At 39.4% G+C, this 20,449-nt stretch carries 13 protein-coding genes; 10 read left to right on the top strand and 3 right to left on the bottom strand.

The window, feature by feature from the left end:
* Positions 1-5 precede the first annotated feature (5 nt).
* Complete coding sequence (basB, locus tag EGT34_RS05815) at positions 6-2,036, bottom strand: acinetobactin non-ribosomal peptide synthetase subunit BasB (protein WP_079746264.1); 2,031 nt, start codon at positions 2,034-2,036, stop codon at positions 6-8.
* Between the two features lie 631 nt (positions 2,037-2,667).
* Here basB and bauD point away from each other — a divergent pair.
* The 5 genes from bauD to bauA all read left to right on the top strand — a co-directional run bounded on the left by bauD (position 2,668) and on the right by bauA (position 8,666).
* Positions 2,668-3,609 (top strand): ferric acinetobactin ABC transporter permease subunit BauD, encoded by a 942-nt coding sequence (bauD, locus tag EGT34_RS05810; RefSeq protein ID WP_001159458.1) that lies wholly within the window; start codon positions 2,668-2,670, stop codon positions 3,607-3,609.
* A complete protein-coding gene (bauC, locus tag EGT34_RS05805; RefSeq protein WP_024437076.1) occupies positions 3,609-4,556 on the top strand; it encodes a ferric acinetobactin ABC transporter permease subunit BauC in 948 nt (315 codons plus the stop codon). The genes bauD and bauC overlap by 1 nt, the downstream gene beginning before the upstream one ends.
* Positions 4,553-5,323, top strand: a complete 771-nt coding sequence (bauE, locus tag EGT34_RS05800; RefSeq protein ID WP_024437075.1) for a ferric acinetobactin ABC transporter ATP-binding protein BauE — start codon at positions 4,553-4,555, stop codon at positions 5,321-5,323. Before bauC ends, bauE begins: the two co-directional genes overlap by 4 nt.
* A 6-nt stretch (positions 5,324-5,329) precedes the next feature.
* On the top strand, positions 5,330-6,298 hold the full coding sequence (bauB, locus tag EGT34_RS05795; RefSeq protein ID WP_001104123.1) for a siderophore-binding periplasmic lipoprotein BauB: 969 nt from the start codon (positions 5,330-5,332) through the stop codon (positions 6,296-6,298).
* Between the two features lie 85 nt (positions 6,299-6,383).
* Positions 6,384-8,666 carry a TonB-dependent siderophore receptor BauA gene (gene bauA, locus EGT34_RS05790; RefSeq protein ID WP_001073028.1) on the top strand — a complete coding sequence of 761 codons (2,283 nt, stop codon included), beginning with the start codon at positions 6,384-6,386 and terminating at the stop codon, positions 8,664-8,666.
* 65 nt (positions 8,667-8,731) lie between these two features.
* On the opposite strand, the gene basC is transcribed toward bauA, so the two are convergent.
* Positions 8,732-10,042 (bottom strand): putative histamine N-monooxygenase, encoded by a 1,311-nt coding sequence (gene basC / locus EGT34_RS05785; RefSeq protein ID WP_000717761.1) that lies wholly within the window; start codon positions 10,040-10,042, stop codon positions 8,732-8,734.
* A gap of 47 nt (positions 10,043-10,089) precedes the next feature.
* Complete coding sequence (basD, locus tag EGT34_RS05780; protein WP_001177739.1) at positions 10,090-13,032, bottom strand: acinetobactin non-ribosomal peptide synthetase subunit BasD; 2,943 nt, start codon at positions 13,030-13,032, stop codon at positions 10,090-10,092.
* 161 nt (positions 13,033-13,193) lie between these two features.
* Here basD and basE point away from each other — a divergent pair, with 161 nt between their 5' ends.
* The 5 genes from basE (at position 13,194) to barB (ending at position 20,426) form a co-directional block, all read left to right on the top strand.
* Positions 13,194-14,822: a (2,3-dihydroxybenzoyl)adenylate synthase BasE gene (gene basE / locus EGT34_RS05775; RefSeq protein ID WP_031974733.1), complete on the top strand. Its 1,629-nt coding sequence runs from the start codon at positions 13,194-13,196 to the stop codon at positions 14,820-14,822.
* A 17-nt stretch (positions 14,823-14,839) separates the two neighbouring features.
* Positions 14,840-15,709, top strand: coding sequence for an acinetobactin biosynthesis bifunctional isochorismatase/aryl carrier protein BasF (gene basF, locus EGT34_RS05770; protein WP_001018271.1), 870 nt, complete (start codon positions 14,840-14,842; stop codon positions 15,707-15,709).
* A gap of 117 nt (positions 15,710-15,826) precedes the next feature.
* Positions 15,827-16,978: an acinetobactin biosynthesis histidine decarboxylase BasG gene (gene basG, locus EGT34_RS05765; protein ID WP_000603870.1), complete on the top strand. Its 1,152-nt coding sequence runs from the start codon at positions 15,827-15,829 to the stop codon at positions 16,976-16,978.
* Between the two features lie 245 nt (positions 16,979-17,223).
* A complete protein-coding gene (gene barA / locus EGT34_RS05755; RefSeq protein ID WP_031974734.1) occupies positions 17,224-18,834 on the top strand; it encodes an acinetobactin export ABC transporter permease/ATP-binding subunit BarA in 1,611 nt (536 codons plus the stop codon).
* Entirely contained in the window at positions 18,831-20,426 is a 1,596-nt protein-coding gene (gene barB, locus EGT34_RS05750; protein WP_001090099.1) for an acinetobactin export ABC transporter permease/ATP-binding subunit BarB, read from the top strand. Before barA ends, barB begins: the two co-directional genes overlap by 4 nt.
* Positions 20,427-20,449 lie beyond the last annotated feature (23 nt).

The following is a 20,449-nucleotide window of genomic DNA, read 5'->3' as shown; positions in this document are numbered from 1 at the left end:
GGTAACTAGATTTGAGCTAAGGTTGCCTTAATTTTTTCGCAAATACTTTTCACTGTTGCAGTCGGGAAGCGGTGAGCCTGATACGTAATAATCATGCTTAACTGATGCTGTCCATCAATCACATTTTCCATAATTTCAAAATGTAATCCGAACATCGATTCATCACGTTCCGGCAAAATCTGACGATAAGGAAGGTCTTGTCCCTGAGGTGTTTTGAGCGCGCCGTTTAAAGCATTATTTGAATGGATATGAATAAACACATCAAATAACAGTCCTTCATCTGCGCTCATCCCTAATGCATTTTGAATATGGTTGATTGGAATGTCTGCATAGGCCATCGAGGTATTAATCATTGTGCTGATATTGTGGAGCAATGATTGGAATGAATCTGAAGGGCTAAACTGTGTGCGATGCGCCACCATGGTCGTAAAGTAACCCACCGTATCAAAAAACTCAGGATCAGTTCGTCCAGAGGCAGAAGTACCAATCACAATATCTTTTAAATTACCTTGTTGCTGTAATGCATGGGCGATAGCAGTATAGAGAACCGCGAAAATAGAAGAGCTGTGTTGTCTCGAAAATGCGAGGAGCTTTTCATACATTTCCGGTGCAAATTTAAGTTCGAGCCATTGGACTGGAGGTTTTTCCTTTTCAGTATTTAATTCATTTTCCGAAACAGGAAGGCTTAGACCTTTGGTTGCTCCTCTTAACAGGTTAGTCCAATAATTTAGATGGTCTTGATTGATACCTTGTTTTTGCTGGAGTAAAGAAAAATCGAGAATAGATTGGGCAGGTGCCTTCCAGCTCGGTGCTTGAGCATTTGAGCGAGCAAGATAAGCATGCGCAAGGTCAGCCATAATCGTATTTAAAGACCATTCATCAATCACCATGTGGTGAACTAAAAACGATAGAGTTTGGCAACCTTTGGCATTTCGAATTAAACGAATTCTTAAGGGAAGTTCACGGGTTAAATCAAATTTATATGAAGCTTCACTTGCAAGCGTTGCATCGTGACTTTCGGCACTGTTCCAAAACCATTTGAAGTGTTTAAGTTCAGACGTAGGAACAACCTGCTGATAGGTTTGACCATTGGCGCTATTAAAAATTGTGCGTAAACCTGCATGGCGCTCAACAATATCTGTAAAGGCTTGTAAGAAAAAATCTTCATTAATTTCTTCAAGGAATTCTACGGCAAATGGTAAGTTATAAATTGGGCTAAAATCGAATGCAGAATAAGCTTGCCACAGGAAATCTTGAGCTAAAGTAAGCGGGGCTTTATCTACACTTTGTAAGGTGGTTTTTTCGGTTTTTGCAGATTTAACGAAAGCATATTGGGCTAAGTCAGCCGCAGATGGAGATTTAAAGAAATCATTAAATTGAATCTCAATTCCATGTTTATTAAGTAGGTTTCCAATAATTCGTGTTGCTAATAATGAATGGCCACCAAAATCAAAAAAGTCATCATGTTGACTCATTTCTGGTTCAGCGAGCGTATTTCGGAACTCTTCTAAAATAATTTCTGATACATAGTTTTGGTTAGCTTGTTCTGGCGCTTTTGAGGAATTTGCAGCTAGATGATTTGAGATATCAATTTCAGTCAGCACCAATGGCATATTATTTGGTGAGTTTTGTTGATAACGATTTTGTATGGCCTGAATGAAATCTGACTTTTGATAGTTTTCATCAAGAATCGGGTGGAGCGCTAAAATAAGAAAATAGTCTTGTTCAGTTTCTACGAGACTTGTAAAAAAAGGGGGATGAAATTCTGCATTCCATGCTTGCGCTTTTAAGGTAGCGACCTGTTCAAATACGTGTTCTGCATTGCTTTTTTTTACTTCTAGGCAAGCTGAATGATCATCAAATGGATATTTGTATAAATCACCTTCGTCACTAAATGTATAGCGAACATTTAAGTCAGGTGTAGTTTTAATGATGTCTTGAATTGCTTTAGTGAGCAGTTGAATGTCTAAATCTTGATTAAGTTTCCATAGATTAAAACGTCGGTTAACTTGTTCAGGCTGTTGTAATTGCAACATCCAGATATGTTCTTCGTAATCAGTAACTGAAAGGAGAGAGGGCGTTTTGGAAAATTGTTCCAACATAAATGAATCCTGGTTTATCAAATGGCTATTTTCATCAATTTTTATTTCGCAAATTTTTTACATTAGATTAAATTTCATATAATTCATAATGTTATAGATTTGCTTGTTTGCAAAAATTGACCTTTTTCTAATGAGTTGATGTCCACATGAACTGTACTGATGTAACAGTAGGGTTACATTTTACCTTTAAACATACTATAATTGATTCTCATTTACATCAAGATTATTATTTGCAAGTAGATAGTGCCAATTGAGAATGACGAATTTTTAAAATAGAAAATAAATAATAAGTGATTGATTAATATTTATTTAATTCGAAATTGGTTGGGCAAAAATAATTTAAAGATGAAAAAAACGCTCCTCGGAATAGGGCTGTGATTTTGCCTATTCAAAAGGAACTGATTCTGTTGTCTCGATAAAATTGAGGAATTTTCATGAGAATATTCAATCATGAAAGGTTGATAAGCCCATCAAATGTTGAACAAATTTTCCCTCGCTTTGGTTTGATGGGACTAAATTTGCAATTTGCATCGGCTTTATTACGCTCAAGTGGGGCATGCCACTGATGCAATTCGGCTTATTCTGTATTTTTATCATTTTATGTATTTGTTCGTTATTGCTGGGGGCTGAACAAATACAGTGGTCTACCTTATTTTCTTTTTCTCATGAGAGTTGGCTCACTCTTACAGCCAGCCGTATTCCTCGTTTAATTACTATTGTTCTTACCGGTATCGGATTGGCGGTATGTGGCGTCATCTTGCAGCACATTGTGCGTAACAAGTTTGTTGAACCGGAAACTTCGGGTGGTTTAGATGCTGCCAAACTGGGAATTTTAGTGTCGTTAACTTTAGTTCCAGTAACCAGCACGCTGAGCAAGATGATATTTGCGATCATTTTTTGTTTTATTGCCAGCTTAATTTATATCGCAATTATTCGGCGGATCCGTTTTAGAAATACGGTTTTAGTACCGGTTATTGGCTTGATGTACGGCAGTGTACTGAGTGCCTTAGCTGAGTTTTATGCCTATCGCTTTAATATTTTACAAAGTATGCAAGGGTGGCTTTTAGGAGATTTTTCAAAAATTGTCCAAGGTCACTATGAAGTTATTTACATTATTTTTCCGATTGTTGTCCTGACTTATCTTTTCGCACATCGCTTTACCGTGATTGGTATGGGTGAAGAGATGGCTTCTAGCTTGGGACTCAGTTATGCAGCTATAGCCGCCATTGGTTTAATACTGGTTGCCATTACAGTTTCGACCACAGTAATTACGGTTGGTGCTATTCCTTTTGTCGGGCTCGTGGTCCCCAATTTGGTCGCACTGAAATACGGAGAAAACTTAGCTAAAACCTTGCCCATTGTGGCTTTGGGTGGGGCGTCTCTATTACTAGTTTGCGACATTCTTGGTCGCTCCATTATTTATCCATTTGAAGTGCCAATTGGACTTACCGCAGGTGGTGTGGGGGGAATTATTTTCCTCATCCTCATTTTGAGGGAGTTCAGATAATGCGTATTACAAAGTTATGGATGATTTATCTGATTGTCATCTGCCTAGCAGTATGTTTTTTATTTTTAAACTCAGGACTAGATTTTGATTACGTCATTCCTAATCGACTTCTGCGTCTTGCCACGATTGTGATAGCCGGTATTTGCGTTGCTTTTTCCTCGATTGTTTTTCAGACATTGGTCGGTAATCGTATTTTGACCCCTTCCATTATGGGCTACGAAGCGATTTATCTCTTATGGCAAGTTTTGTTGTTGTTTTTTTGGGGAACGCATGGATTAAGCCAGTTAGGGGTAAACGGCAATTTCTTTATCTCTATCGTTTTAATGCTGCTTTATTCGTGGGTAATCCATAAGTGGTTATTGCCATATGGCAGAAATGATGTGTTTCTCCTGTTGCTTTTAGGGCTAGTCCTTACGATGGTCGTCGGGACGGTTACTCAATTTATTCAACTCAAAATTAATCCTGGTGAATTTTCTGTTTTCCAAGGCCTTAGCTATGCTTCATTTAATCGTTCTCAACCAGAAACTTTATTTTATGCCAGCGTAGCCGTAGTCATTGTTCTATTCCTTGGTAGAAAAGCACTCCCTGTTTTGGATGTTCTGGTTTTAGGGCGTGAGCAAGCGATTTCATTAGGCATTCATCATCACCGCTATGTCAGTTTCTATTTAGCCCTGATCGCTATTTTGGTTGCGGTATCTACCAGTCTGATTGGCCCGACAGTATTTATGGGCGTATTTATTGCCAACATTACTTATGCACTAGCAAGAAGTTATAAGCATAAATTAACGCTGCCCATGGGTTGTGCCATCACGATTGCCATATTTATTGCTGCTCAAATGTTAGTTGAGCACGTTTTTAATTACAAAACGACCGTCAGCATTTTGGTCAATCTCGTATGTGGCATTTATTTCCTTGCGCTGACGGTTCGTACCCGAGGTGTTGCATGATTCATGTCAAGAATATCAATAAGTCATATGGAAATAAGCCAATACTGACTGACGTAAATGTTGAATTTCCTACAGGTCAGGTGACGTCACTCATTGGACCAAATGGAGCTGGAAAATCGACTTTGCTCATGATGATGGCACGTTTAATTGAGCCGGATAAAGGCGAGATTTTTCTTAATCATCAAAATATTGCGGATATTAAAACCGCTGTTTATGCCAAGCATGTCGCGACTTTACGTCAAGCACCCAGCTTTAATTTGCGCTTAACCGTAGAAGAGCTGGTGTCATTTGGACGCTTTCCCTATAGCCGTGGTGTTTTAACCGACCAAGATCGTCAGGTGGTTGATGAAGCTATTGAGTTTCTTTCTTTAGAACCACTGCGCAAATCTTACATAGATGAAATTAGTGGTGGTCAAAGGCAAATGGCCTTTTTGGCGATGACGATCGCCCAGCAAACAGACGTACTTTTATTAGATGAACCCTTAAATAACCTTGATATGAAACATGCCGTTCAAATTATGCGTGCACTCAGACGCTTATGTGATGAACAAGGGCGCACTGTGATTTTAGTCATTCATGACATCAATTTTGCCACGAATTACTCGGACCATATTGTCGCGCTCAAGAACGGCAAGCTTCATTTCAGTGGGTTAACGGAACAAGTGATTACAGAGGCGCAATTAAATGATCTGTACGAGCTTGATTTTGAAATTACATACAGTGAGCGTGGCTGTATGTGTAATTACTTCAACTCATCTGGAGCTTGAATACATATGAACTGGAAGAAAAAGTATGGGGGAGTAGCCCTAATCATAGCGGCAGCTATCACTCTACAAGCATGTGATCAAAAAGTTGCAGATAACACTCAAGCTTCTCAGAAGCTAGCAGAACCGATTACGGTAAAACATGCACTTGGAACTACGGTGATAGATCATTTACCGCAACGCGTTGCCGTACTTGATATGAATGAAGCTGACTTTCTAGATCAACTCAATGTCCCGATTATGGGAATGCCAAAAGATTATGTTCCACACTTTTTGGAAAAATATAAAAAAGATGCACAAATTCAGGATTTGGGTGCAATTGTACAGCCCAATATGGAAAGGATATATGCATTAAAGCCAGACTTGATTTTGATGACGCCATTACACGTTAATCAGTATCAGGAACTGTCCAAAATTGCCCCGACCATTCATTACGATATCAACTTCAACAATAGCGAGAGTAATCATATTGGTCTGGTTAAAGACCATATGATGACCTTAGGAAAAATATTTAATAAAGAAGATTTAGCCCGCCAGAAAGTTTCTGAACTTGATGAACAAGTGAAGCAAGTACAAGCCGTAACGGCCAATCGCCCGGAAAGAGCATTAGTTGTTCTTCATAACAATGGGGCATTTAGTAATTTTGGTATTCAGTCACGCTATGGCTTTATTTTTAATGCCTTTGGGGTAAAGCCTGCAAGTGGTGTGGTGGATACAAGTCTACATGGGCAACCTATTTCGAGTGAATTCATCAAAAAAGCGGATCCCGATATTCTTTATATCGTGGATCGAACTGCTGTGATGGAACATCGCTCAAACATTAATGCTGCCAGTGTTGAAAATCCATTATTACGTCAAACCAAAGCATGGAAAAACGGTCGTGTCATTTTTGTCGATGCCGATGCGTGGTACACCACGGCTGCAAGCCCAACCTCACTCAAAATAGTGATGGAAGATGTGAAAAAAGGCTATCAATAAATTTTTGGGCACATCACTTAGTTAAATTTTAGAGCATAAATTTTCACTATTTTGCTATGAATTTTAAGCAGATAGTTAATAAAAAATGAATCAAAACATTAAAGGTCTTTCAATGAACAACGTTAGCTATAACCGTAATTTTAAAACTGGGAATGATCAAAGAATTAATCACCGTTCTTTTGTATTAAATGGTGTTGCATCTGCACAAATAGCCCTTCGATTAGGCTATGCATTAGGCACCGTATTTGTTCTATGTGCATCAAATACCTATGCTGCTGTTATTGATAATTCAGCAAAAACTCTAGAACAACAAACTGCTCAAACAAATGTAGCAGCTTTACCCGCAATTACCGTAAAAGCTGAACAAGATGATACTTATGCGGGGGGGCAGGTTTCGTCGAAAAGCTCAGTTGGCTTTTTAGGTAATAAAACCGTTATGGAAACCCCGTTTAATACCATTGCGTATACAGATACATATATCGCCGATAAACAGGCAAAAGATATAACAAGTGTGATTGCGAAAACAGATCCATCCGTGTTCACCAATGCGGCAAGTGGTGGCTGGAGTGAAAACTATTATATTCGTGGCTTTGAGTCGAGCCCGAGTGATATGTCTATGAATGGATTGTTTGGTATAACCCCTTATTATCGAACTTCACCTGAAATGTTTGAAAAAATAAATGTACTTAAAGGTCCTTCTGCATTACTCAATGGAATGCCACCAACAGGTTCCATTGGTGGGACAGTTGATCTCACTACCAAACGTGCAACGGATGAACCATTAACACGTTTGACTACGACATATATGTCTGACTCTCAGTTTGGTGGGCATTTAGATGTTGGACGACGATTTGGTGCGGACAAGGAATTCGGTGTGCGAGCAAATGCGGTATATCGGGATGGCTCTGGACCAGTAGAAAAACAGGATTTGAAAACTGAGTTATTTTCATTAGGAATGGATTGGCATGGTGATCGTGCACGTGTTTCGACAGATCTTTACACATCCAAAGATCGAGTGGATGGCGTAACACGAGGCATCAACCTCGGAAAAGATATCGCGATTCCGAAACCGCCGAAAGCAGATACCTTACTCAATCCAGATTGGTCTTTTGTGGACATTCAAGATAAGGGCGCCATGATACGCGGTGAATATGATCTGACCAATAACGTGATGGGGTACGCAACCTATGGACAAAGTAAAACAGAATATAAATATAATGGTGCGATGTCAGCAACTGTTTTAGATAATACTGGAACCTTCCAAACAAGTATTGGTCAACTGGCATTTAATGTTGATAAAAAGTCGGCAGATGTAGGGCTGAAAGGAAAATTTAATACAGGAGCAGTAGGACATCAATGGGTAGTCAATGCGACATATTACAAACATAATCAAGATGATTATGGGGTAAGAAATGTGGCAGGAGCTGAATGGACGACTAATCTTTATGATCCAATTTGGGGGAAAGCTGTCCCTTTTAATGCACCCCTAATATCTAATTCTGAATTGCAATTAAATAGTTACGGTTTGGCAGATACCCTATCTTTTATTGAAGATCGCTTACAGTTAACTTTAGGTGTACGTTATCAAGAGGTAGAAAGTAGTAATTTATTTGTGCCGACATCGACTTTGACTAAATATAAAAAGAATGCAACGACACCAGGCGCCGCAATTCTATTTAAAGCGACAGATAAAGTTTCGATTTATGCAAACTATATCGAGGGCTTAACCAAAGGTGATGCAGCCCCCCTTACTGCGGCAAACTATCCAACAATATTTGCACCTTACAAAACAAAGCAAACAGAATTTGGGGTGAAGTTTGATCAAGGTACATTTGCGCATACCTTGTCATTGTTTGAAATCAAAAAACCAAGTGCTTACACTGATTTAGTAACTAATATATATACGTCTGGGGGAGAGCAACGTAATCGAGGGATTGAATGGAGTTTCTTTGGCTCACCAATTGAAAATGTACGTTTGATGGGCGGTGCATCTTATATTGAACCTGAAGTGACTAAAACAGCCATCCAAAGCAATGAAGGAAATATGGCCGTAGGTGTCCCTAAAACACAAGGGAAATTAGGTGTTGAATGGGATAATGAAGTTGCACAAGGCGTTTTAACTTTATCTAGCAATGCAACCGCAGTTTCGAAACAGTATATCGATCAAGAAAATACATTGCATATTCCTGGTCGTACGCTGATAGATGTCGGTGCACGATATAAAACTTCAATCTCAAATCATCCTATTACTTTTAGAGCAGACATCAATAACTTGATGAATAAAGCCTATTGGGGAATGCCTAAACTATCGAATTTAGCTTTAGGCGCACCAAGAACGTATATGCTATCTGTATCATATGACTTTTAATTTGTTGTAATCTTCAACCGAATAAAAAAACCCGCCATCGCGGGTTTTTTTATGATATTCATATTTTATTTTGGCAAACCATAGTGCTGGAAAGAAGACTGTTTAGGAATTCGATATGCATTACGCCCCAGTAATTGATTAATAATGACTGAGTTTCGAGTTGCTCCGATCCCTAAGTCTGGAGAACCAACGCCTTGCTGAAAAATCTCGGCATTTTGAATGAAAATTCGACCTTGTCCCTGATCACAACGTAAAGCCGTAAAGTCTTCTTGAACAATACAATCATTTTTATCATCAACCGCTAAAATAGAACCTTTCATATTTTGGAACCATTCAGGCCAATCATGAACATAGCCTGTAGCTGCAACAAGGGCATCAGTTTCTAAATCGCATCGTTGGTCGAGTTGGGTATGCAAACAGGTTAAACGCAGAGAACCCGATTCAAGTTCTTCAACCGATTCAACCTCACAGCTTGTGTATAGGCTTAAGCCGGATTTTTCACCACCCACTGAACGCTCATAAAGCACATCATATATATCGCCAATGGTTGAGAAGCTAATCCCTTTATAGATCAAGCCCTGACTAGCAGCAATATCGCGGCGTTTATCTCTAGGCAGGCTTTGGAAATATTGCATATATGCAGGGGTAAAGCACTCTTGCCCAAGTTTAGAATATTCCATTGGGTGAAAGCCGGCAGAACGTGTGATCCAACGAATAGATGCACCTGCTTTTACTTGTTCTGGTGTAAGTGAATTAAATAAAGCAAGTACACATTCTGCTGCACTCTGGCCCGAGCCAATAACCGTGACCTGTTTACATTGCTTGAGTTGTTCCTGAATTTTTGCAAACTCCGCTGAATGTTTTACCAAAGGGTGTTTGCATGTTTCCAGCCATTTAGGAATTCGAGGTTTAGTTCCAATACCAATTGCCAGATTTTGGCTTATATATTTTTGTTTTTCGCCTGAGGCTGATTCACTTTCTATAATAAATTTATCCAGCTTGGCGTCATATTCCACATGGCTTACGTTTTCTCCAAATCGACAATCGGGTAATTGTTTTGAAGCCCAACGGCAATAATGGTCATATTCACGGCGTGGAATTAAAAAACTGTCGTAATAATAAAACTGATGCAAGCGATCATGTTGATGTAAATAATTAATATAGCCTAAGGGATGGCAAGGATTGGCCATAGTAACCAAGTCGGCAAAGAAAGGGACTTGTAATGTCGTACCTTGCAATAGCAACCCTTCATGCCATCGAAATTCTGGTTTACGTTCTAAAAATACGCTTTTGATTTCGGGATGATGAGACAAAAGAGCAGCTAAACCTAAGTTGAATGGCCCAATACCAATTCCGGTAATATCTATTTTTTTCATGTTTATACTTTATCTGTTTCCAAAATGATGAAAGTTCAAAATACGAATTAATGTGGTGTTAGTAGTTTCTCTACATCAGCAATATTGCGACATTGAATAAGTTGAACAGGTGAGAGCTGAATCGCGTATGTTTCATTAATACGTTTTGAAACGGCCTTTAAATGATGTGGACGTAGCCCGAGATGAGTAAAATGAGTTGAGTTGTCCACTTCCTTATTTGGCGTGTGACCTATCACTTCTAAATAAATGTCGAGTAGTTGATTTTGCTGTTTAGCATTATTTTCAAGTGGTATAGATGAATGACCGGACTCATTATTTTTAAAATATGGTCGTTTATTTTGAAGCTCACTGAAAAAATTACTGAGATCAAAATTGAATATTTCTGAATCAATAATTTGCTTGATTGCCAATTGTAGTGCATCCAAGAAATCGTCAATCATGTTGGGTGGAAATGCTTCTTGGGCATAATCAATATCGAAAATTAAAGCGCCGTCATTTCTTGTGCAAAAGCGAATATCAATTGCAACTTGAGGTGTTTGAGTAAGGCCATCTTGTTGCTGAATAGGATGAGATTCAGATAATACAGGCCATGACAAACCATTTGTAATTACAATTGGCAATACTGGAGCAGTGCCAACTTTTTCAAATAATAGTCGAGCGAGATCAACGCCTGAAAATAAAAGATGCTGTAAACCCTCTAAAACTTCAGTTTGTAAGCGGTTTACTTGTTCAGCAAATTGATCTGAAGTTTTCCACTCAACAGCAATAAACGTAGAGCTATTGGAAAATGGGCCGGCATAGAGGGGAAGTGTAGGAACAGCAACGCATAGAGATTTGTCCGTGCTCCAATGAGATAGCACTTCCAAAATAATCGCCATGATGATTGAGTTTTTAAACAGTGAATGTTTTGCGCCAATTTTAGACAACTGTTTAAATTGATCTTTTTCTATAACCAGACTGTTACGTTGGTAACGTGAAGTCGGTAAATGCTGTAAGGGTGTTTTCCACGGAAGCGTAGGAATAGCCGATAATTTAGAAAATTTTCTTTCCCAGTAAGCCATATCTGTCTGATGAACAGATAAGCTATTTTCAACTTCATTTTTTTCTATTTGTGTTTGGATATCATGTTGTTGTCCATCAAACAGCTCTAACATAAGTGAAGCTATAGATCGGCCATCTAAAATCAATGCATCAAAGCGGACAAAAATTGTTAATAGATTATTTTTTAATAAAAATACGGTGATATTCCAAGGCGACTGATTTAAATCAAATAGCTCATGCGTATAACTATTTTTATAGGACTGGATGTGGTGAGAAGCACGTTCAGGTTCCCATGTAGTTAGGTCTATTTCTTTTAAATTGACACTCACTTGATCGCTTACATATTGTACTAACCTGTTTTTATCAATATAGGTTCGCAAGCTGTCATGCCGCCGTACCATTTCTGTCAATCGTTGTCTTAATAAAACAATATCCATTGTGCCGTGATACTGCCTAAACTCTTGCATGGCAACACCACCTAAGGGAAGGGCTTGAGTTCGGCCTAATAGGTAGGCTTGCTGTAATGCATTTAATGGTTTTTGAGACGTACGATCTGACGAGGTATTTTGTGCTGAGTTTATAATTTGTGTATTCAGTTGCTCAGGATGTGCGGCAAGATTTTTAAGTAAATGAATAAAAGATTCAAATAAATTCGTGATCCATTCTTTGGGTAGAGTATCTAAACGGATGTCCCAATTAACTAAAATACCGTCATCTACATGAGCAACTTGTACATCAAGTGCAACTTGCGGCCCTTGTGAAATGACCCAATTCATTGAGCCAAAAACACGGCGGATACGTTCGGAAAGCAAATTATCGTTTTCTAAGTCGAGTGCCGCTGTAAATACCACTGGAGCAATCTGTGCACTACCATGATAACGGGACAGATCACGTAGAACATTCACACCCGAATAATGTGAATGCTCTAATAACTCAAGCATTTGATTTGCTATTTGTTTGCAGAATGCGGCTAAGGTAGTTGTCCCTTTCATGTCGACATCAAGGATGACTAGATTAGCAAAATCACCAATAGTGCCTTCGACATTTTTTAAAACTGGCTCGCGCCAAAAAGTAGGAATATTTAATCGGAAGCTGTGATCTTTGGTTGCATGACCAAGCGTATAGGCAAATAGACCTAATATCAGGTTGGTTACAGTAATATGTTGTTTTCTAGCTAGTTGTTGTAATGCTGTTCGTTCTTTTGGCGATAGCCAAGTACTTAAACGATCACTTTTTGCTGTTTTGAATTTTTGATGAATGAAAGGTAGAGACGGAGCAGGGCTAATATGAGACAGACGTTGTTTCCACCATAAGCGGTCTCGTTGGCTTAATTTTTTTAGGTCAGGGTCCGTCCGTACTTTTTGATACCAGTCAAAAAAATTAGGCGGACGGGAGAATGATATTTCTGGGTCTTCATAAAACAAAGAAAGATCTTCCATTAAATTCAAGAAGCTGGACGGATCGATAGCAATCATGTCCGTATCTACATGAAAACGAAAAATATTATTTTTAAGAACACTTACAGAAAATCTTGCAGTCTGGCCCTGACTTAAATCAAGTTTTTGATGGGTCCATTGCTCCCGTTTTTGCATGAGCATTTGCTCAATTTGATGATCGCTAAGCTTTGAAAAATCATCGACTTCTAATATCTGTTGAGTCTTCTCAGACATGATGTTTGCGATGCCATCAGCACTCAAACTTAATCTCAAAATAGGGTGTTCTTTATAAAGTCGTTGAAGTGCTAAATGTAATTTTTGTAGATCAATAAATTGACCGTCAAATTCTGCATAGAGGTGGGCAGCAACCCCACCTAAAGTTGCGTTGCCAGAGCGACCAAACCAGCAGGCCGCTTGCATCGAAGTTAATTCACACATTGAACGATAACTCGGTTGACAAATTAATCTTGTTTCAGCATCATACAAACAAATGAAAATGATTACCAGTTGCATTTGTTAATCATTTCCAATTTTGCTGTGAATATATAGCTTGTCCGTCTTAAGAGTTTTCTTTAGTCGGTATTCAAATTAAATATTTATGCCGAGATGTAAGAAAATTTACCAAGAATCAATAGCTTGATAACCATTAAATTAAATTGAATATTTAGAATGTCATGAAAAAACAGTTGATTGAGTTTGTTCGCTGGTCTCCCGAGAGAGCGCAACACTATCGAAATAAAGGTTATTGGATTGACCAACCTTTGACGCGCATTTTAACGGTAGGGGTTCAATCGCATCCGCATTCGCCGGCAATTATTTGTGGTGAACGTCAGTTGAGTTATATCGAGCTGGATCGGCTATCAACAAATTTAGCTTCTCGACTAGCTGAAAAAGGCTTGGGCAAGGGCGATACTGCTTTAGTACAACTTCCCAATGTTGCGGAGTTTTATATTGTCTTTTTTGCCTTGCTTAAAGCAGGCGTGGTTGTGCTCAATGCGCTATATAGCCATCGCCAATATGAACTAAATGCCTTTATTAAACAGATTCAACCTAAGCTTTTAATTGGTTCGCGTCAGCATGAAGTATTTAGCAATAATCAATTTATTGATTCACTTCATGATGTAAATTTAAGTCCTGAAATTATTTTGATGCTCAATCATCAAGCTACCGATTTCGGACTATTAGACTGGATTGAAACACCAGCAGAGACCTTAGTCGATTTTTCATCTACACCTGCTGATGAAGTTGCTTTCTTTCAGCTATCAGGTGGAAGTACGGGAACACCAAAACTTATTCCACGCACGCATAATGACTATGACTATAGCGTGCGAGCCAGTGCCGAGATTTGCGATTTAAACTCAAATACCCGGTTATTGTGCGCTCTGCCAGCTCCGCATAACTTTATGTTGAGTTCACCTGGTGCATTAGGTGTTTTACATGCAGGTGGATGTGTTGTGATGGCACCAAATCCTGAACCGCTCAATTGCTTCTCTATTATTCAAAGACATCAAGTCAATATGGCATCTTTAGTGCCGAGTGCTGTCATTATGTGGCTAGAAAAAGCCGCGCAATATAAAGATCAAATCCAGTCTTTAGAGTTGCTTCAAGTGGGGGGAGCAAGTTTCCCTGAATCTTTAGCCCGTCAAGTTCCTGAAATCCTCAATTGTAAATTACAACAAGTATTTGGAATGGCCGAAGGCTTGGTCAATTACACCAGACTCGATGACTCCGATGAGCAAATTTTTACGACACAAGGGCGTCCTATCAGTTCTGATGATGAAATCAAAATTGTGGATGAACAGTATAAAGAGGTTCCAGAAGGTGAAATAGGGATGCTTGCGACTCGGGGACCTTATACCTTTTGTGGTTATTATCAAAGCCCTGAACATAATTCACAGGTCTTTGATGAGGACAACTATTACTATTCGGGCGATCTCGTGCAGCGTACCCCTGATGGTAATTTACGTGTAGTAGGAAGAATTAAAGACCAGATTAACCGTGGTGGTGAAAAGATTGCTTCGGAAGAAATAGAAAAACTTATTCTTCTACATCCGGAAGTTATGCACGCAGCTTTGGTCGCAATTGTTGATGAACAATTCGGTGAAAAAAGTTGTGCCTTTATTGTTTCTCGTAATCCTGAACTTAAAGCTGTTGTGCTCAGACGCCATCTCATGGAGTTAGGTATTGCACAATACAAACTTCCAGACCAGATCAAATTAATCGAAAGTTTGCCACTGACTGCAGTCGGTAAGGTGGACAAAAAACAACTTCGCAGCATTTTAAATACATCTACAACATCTTAATAAATATTGAGCAGCATATGGCTATTTCAAAAATTTCTACTTATCTCATGCCCAAACGAGAGAGTTATCCAAATAATAAAACAGACTGGCAATTAGATCCTTCTCGAGCAGTTTTATTAATTCATGATATGCAGCGTTACTTTTTAAATTTTTACGATGCTGAAAGTGAATTAATTAAAACGGTTGTTAATCATTTAGTTCAACTAAGAAGTTGGGCACATCAGAACAATGTTCCTGTTGTCTATACAGCACAGCCTTATGAACAGCCAGCGGCAGATCGTGCATTACTGAATGCGATGTGGGGGCCGGGTTTGCCAGCCTCAACAATCGATCAGCAAAAAATTATTGATCAACTTTCTCCTGCTGAACATGACATTGTCTTAACGAAATGGCGTTATAGCGCGTTTAAACGTTCGGATTTACTTGAAAGAATGCAAAACTGGAATCGTGATCAGCTCATTATTGGCGGTGTCTATGCTCATATCGGTTGTATGGTTACGGCAATTGAAGCCTTTATGAGTGACATACAACCCTTTCTTGTTGGGGATGCAGTTGCCGATTTTTCAGAAGAAGAACATCGCTTAGCTTTGAAATATGTATCTTCACGTTGCGGTCAAGTTGTGGATACCGAATCTGTAGTGGGGCAGGTGGCAACAGGCATTACACGACCTTGGCTAGAGCAAAAGGTCCAGCAGCTTATTGAAGAAGATGAATTAGATCCAGAAGAAAACCTGATTCTTTATGGATTGGACTCATTACGAATTATGCAGTTTTCTTCGGAACTCAAAGCGCAGGGAATCAATATCAGTTTTGAAGAATTAGGACGCACACCCACTTTATCAAATTGGTGGTCATTGGTTGATGCACGGCAAAGGATTGCAGGGTAGAGGGTTGCCATCATAAGGCATACGACAAATCCTGGTCGCTAAATTTATACATAAAATTTATATCTTTGATAGCGACTCCTTAGACGACTTGTAATCGTCATATTAACGGAGCAAAAAATGATTTTATCGCCTGCTGATCAAGAGAGAATAGAGACATTCTGGAATTACTGTTTAAAACATCAATACTTCAATATTGGATATCCTGAATCTGCAGATTTTGATTATTCCGCTTTATTCCGTTTTTTCAAATTCTCTATTAATAATTGTGGTGATTGGAAAGACTATAGCAATTACGCATTGAATTCTTTTGATTTTGAGAAAGATGTGATGGCGTATTTTGCTGAAATTTTTCAAATTCCCTTTGAAGAAAGCTGGGGATACGTAACCAATGGTGGCACAGAAGGTAATATGTTTGGCTGCTATCTGGCGCGTGAGCTATTTCCTGATTCCACATTATATTACTCAAAAGATACGCATTATTCGGTGGGAAAAATCGCCAAATTATTGCAGATGAAATCTTGTGTGATCGAATCATTGGATAATGGTGAAATCGACTACGATGATTTAATCCATAAAATAAAAACCAATAAAGAAAGTCACCCCATTATTTTTGCAAATATTGGTACGACCATGACCGGCGCAATTGATGATATTGAAATGATTCAAAAGCGCTTAGCGCAAATCGGAATCATGCGCCGAGATTATTATATTCATGCCGACGCTGCCTTGAGTGGCATGATTTTACCTTTCGTTGATCATCCTCAAGCATTTACCTTTGCTCATGGCATCGACTCGATTTGTGTGTCTGGTCATAAAATGATTGGTTCACCGATTCCGTGTGGCATTGTTGTGGCCAAGCGCCAGAATGTAGAGCGTATATCGGTAGATGTGGACTATATCTCTACACGTGATCAAACCATTAGTGGTTCTCGCAATGGCCATACTGTTTTGCTGATGTGGGCAGCAATACGTAGCCAAACCAATTTACAAAGACGACAGAGAATTCAACATTGTCTAAAAATGGCCCAGTACGCGGTTGATCGCTTTCAGGCCGTTGGGATTCCTGCTTGGCGAAATCCGAATTCAATCACTGTGGTATTTCCGTGTCCTTCTGAGCACATCTGGAAAAAGCATTATCTGGCAACCTCTGGAAATAGGGCTCATTTAATTACTACGGCACATCACCGAGATACACGTCAGATTGATAGCTTAATTGACGACGTTATTTTTGATTTACAAGGTGCCTCTAAACGTACAGTTGGCTTTTAGTCATATCAACCAAGATGATTTAGACAAATCCATATTAATTTTTACAGTCTAGAAAATGATCTAAAAATATTTTGATAGGGTGGTTAGGAAGTTTTTGATGCAATTAAAGTTTTTAAAAAAATACTTTTTATATGATTTTCTTATTCATGCTTTTTTAAAGCCGAAAATGACAATTCTTGCTGGTCAATTGAAGCGAGATTTTATTTTAAGTACCGCTTTTTCTATGAAAATAAAGAGAGATAAGCATGTCTGATTTAAAGTTATCTCATATGATGACAGACTCTTCCTTGGCACCTGCACTCAAGCCAGCATTTCCTAAATTATTTGCAGGAACACTTGCTGCCGTATTTTCTGGTTTAGCCATTTTAACTGCTCTGTGGGGCATGATTCAGTTGATTGGTTATTTATCTTCTTATTGGGTGATCTTTTCAGCGGTTTTTTGGATAGTCGGGGCGGCATTGGCAGCACTAGCTTCATGGTTAGTGCATGATGCAGAGGCTGGATTTTCGGCACGATTACGTCGTCAAATTGCTCATCATTTAATTCGACTACCTAACACAACCCTATCAAAACAGGGTGACCAAAGCTTAAAACGACTGGTTTCAGACGATATTGCAACCTTGCATCATATGGTGGCACATTTACCGTCGGAAATTGCGATTTTTGCTGTAATCCCTTTGGTTTCTATTGTTTTATTAGTTGTGTTGGTTGGCCCGATGGCTCTTTGGGTATTATTACCGGGTGCAATTGCTTCACTCTATTATTTAATTATTGTTCCCCATGTATCAAAACGGGATGGCGCTGCACGTATGCAGGTCATGTTAGATATTATTGGTTCTGCTGATGATTATGCGCGCGGCATTCGTGATAATCGAATATATGGGCAACAATCAGGCGCTTTAACAGCCTATACTCAATCAGCACAAAATTTCACTCAAAATATGGTGTCTTGGGTGAGTAAAGTCGCAACACTCGCTGCTGTTGCCACGGCCTTACTACAAGCTGTTGCAACCTTTGCCATAGCCTATCTCGTGGCTTATCAATACGACAGCATGACCTTGGCTGCAACACTTTTCTTTAGTTTGGCCATCGTGACACCTTCGCTACGTTTAGGGCATGGTCTTGATTATGTCGCTGCTGGGCGGGCTGCAGCTACTCGTTTATCTGCTTTCTTAAAAGAGCCAGTACTCTCATCGGGCAATCTACAACAGATTGAGGAAGATGTAACAGTTGAAATAGTGAATGCAAGCTTTGCAATTGAAAATCAAAAAGTATTTGATCGATTAAGTTATTCATTTCCAAAAAATTCAATGACTGCAATTACAGGGCCGAGTGGAGTTGGAAAAACAACCTTACTGCGAGCACTTGCTGGGTTCGCTGTATTGCAAGAAGGTGTCGTTCAATTAGCAAAAACAGATATTTTGCAATTACATGAAAAACTAAGACATGAAAAGGTTTTGTTTATTCCACAAGGTGGAGATGTATTACCGACCACAGTAAGAGAAAACTTGTCCTTATCTGCCATTAATGTAAGTGATGAACAACTTGAGCAGGCATTGCTCAAGGCACAACTCAAAGTAGATTTAAATGCAGATGCAACTTTACTTTCAGGCGGTGAAAAACAGCGCCTAGGAATAGCGCGTGCGTTTTTATCCTCAGCTCCTATTATTTTATTAGACGAGCCAACGAGCGCACTCGACCAGACCAATGCGACAAAAATAATATTGGAATTAAACCACTTAGCTAAAAACCAGAATAGAACTATCGTCATGGTCACTCATGATCTTGCCTTAGCTGCTCATGCCGACAGCAGGTTAGTGCTTAACGGCCCAACTGATTCAGGGAAATCTTTATGAATACTGCTGCTAAATTAAATAAAGATCAGATTTTTTCGATGCTTCCTCGTGCAGCCAAACAAAAATTAATTATTGTTGGTATCGGATGGATCATTGTTGCAGCAATTGAAGCAATCGCATATACCGTATTGGCATTTGCAATTGTCAATCAATGGTCGCCAAGCTGGGTTCTCATCAGTGCAATTGCAGCAATATTAGTGACAGTTATAGTCACTCGTGCTGGCTTCCTTACTGGTGTGCGTTTAGCAGGGGACCTATTTGCTGAGTTAGGCAAATCTTTAGCTCGTGCCAAGCTCTCTTGGTTTACCAATGAACAGCGTGCTCAGATTAAAACGATTGCTGGACAGGGAATTCCTGGGTTTATGAGTATCCCTGCTCATCAATTGCAAACCTTTTTACATGCTCCATTTATGCCTTTATTTCTAACAATAGGAATAGGCATGCTTGCCGGAGCAGGCGTAGCATTTGTCGCTTTAGGCTTACTTTTACTCTCTTTATTTGCTCAATTCCTAGCACAACGTGCACTCATGCATATTGATAAAAAGCGTAATACTGCCGATTTAGCGGCTTCACAAGCAACGCTGGAATTGGTTGATCATGTTGAGTTATTACGCACAGCAGCCGGTCCTGAACGTGCGGTTCAAAGGCTGGAACATCGTTGGGAAGAGCAAGAAGAGACATTAATACGGATCAACCGTGCTGCTGCATTTGCAAGTTTTATTGCAACCTTGGCAAGTGTTTTACCCATTGCAGGGATGGCAACATATCTGATGATCGCTGGAGTCAATCATGCTGCTTTGGTATTGGCATTACTCGTCTTAATTGGACGTGCAGCAGCGCCGTTAGGTGAACTTGCTACCGCAGGGTTGCATATCAATGATTTATTTGCTGCACTACGCAACTTTAATCAGATCACCCATCCACCTGAGTTGCCTGAGCCATTACACCCTCAAATTCCTACTGGCCATCATATTTCGGTACAAGGCGTTAGCTATGCGCCAGCACTTGAAAATATATCTCTCGATATCGCATTGGGGAGCAGAGTATGGGTTACCGGACCAAGTGGTAGTGGTAAGAGTACTTTACTTGAATTGCTTACACGGTTTGATGATCCACAAATAGGAAAAATTACCCTAGGTGGTATAGCTCTTGATCAAATGAAATATGAAGATTTGGTCTCGAATATCGCTTATGTCACACAAGAACCTATTTTGTTCACAGGTACACTGGCTGAAAATATCCGTTTAGGAAAATCTGATGCAACTGATGATGAAATAGAAAAGGCTGCAAGAGATGCCGCATTAGGGGCAATGATTGACCGTAGTTCAGAAGGAATTAATCAATCGGTTGGTAAACAAGGCACCGCATTGTCTGGTGGTGAACGTCAGCGGGTCGCAATTGCCCGAGCATTACTCAAAAATGCGCCGATTTTAATACTTGATGAAGCAACCTCTGCCTTGGATGAAGAGACTGAGCAGGAAATTGTTACAACGATACGTGCTCTTTCTTCTACGGTTATTTTTGTGACGCATCGTGATTCAACCATTTGGCAACCGACTCAAACTATCAATTTAGCTTCAACTTCTGTTTAAAAAAATAGCGCAGAAATCTGATT

Source organism: Acinetobacter sp. FDAARGOS_558 (genome assembly GCF_003937785.1).
Taxonomy (GTDB): Bacteria; Pseudomonadota; Gammaproteobacteria; order Pseudomonadales; family Moraxellaceae; genus Acinetobacter; species Acinetobacter baumannii.
Note: the sequence above shows the minus strand (reverse complement) of the source record. Positions and strands in the feature narration are given on the sequence as shown.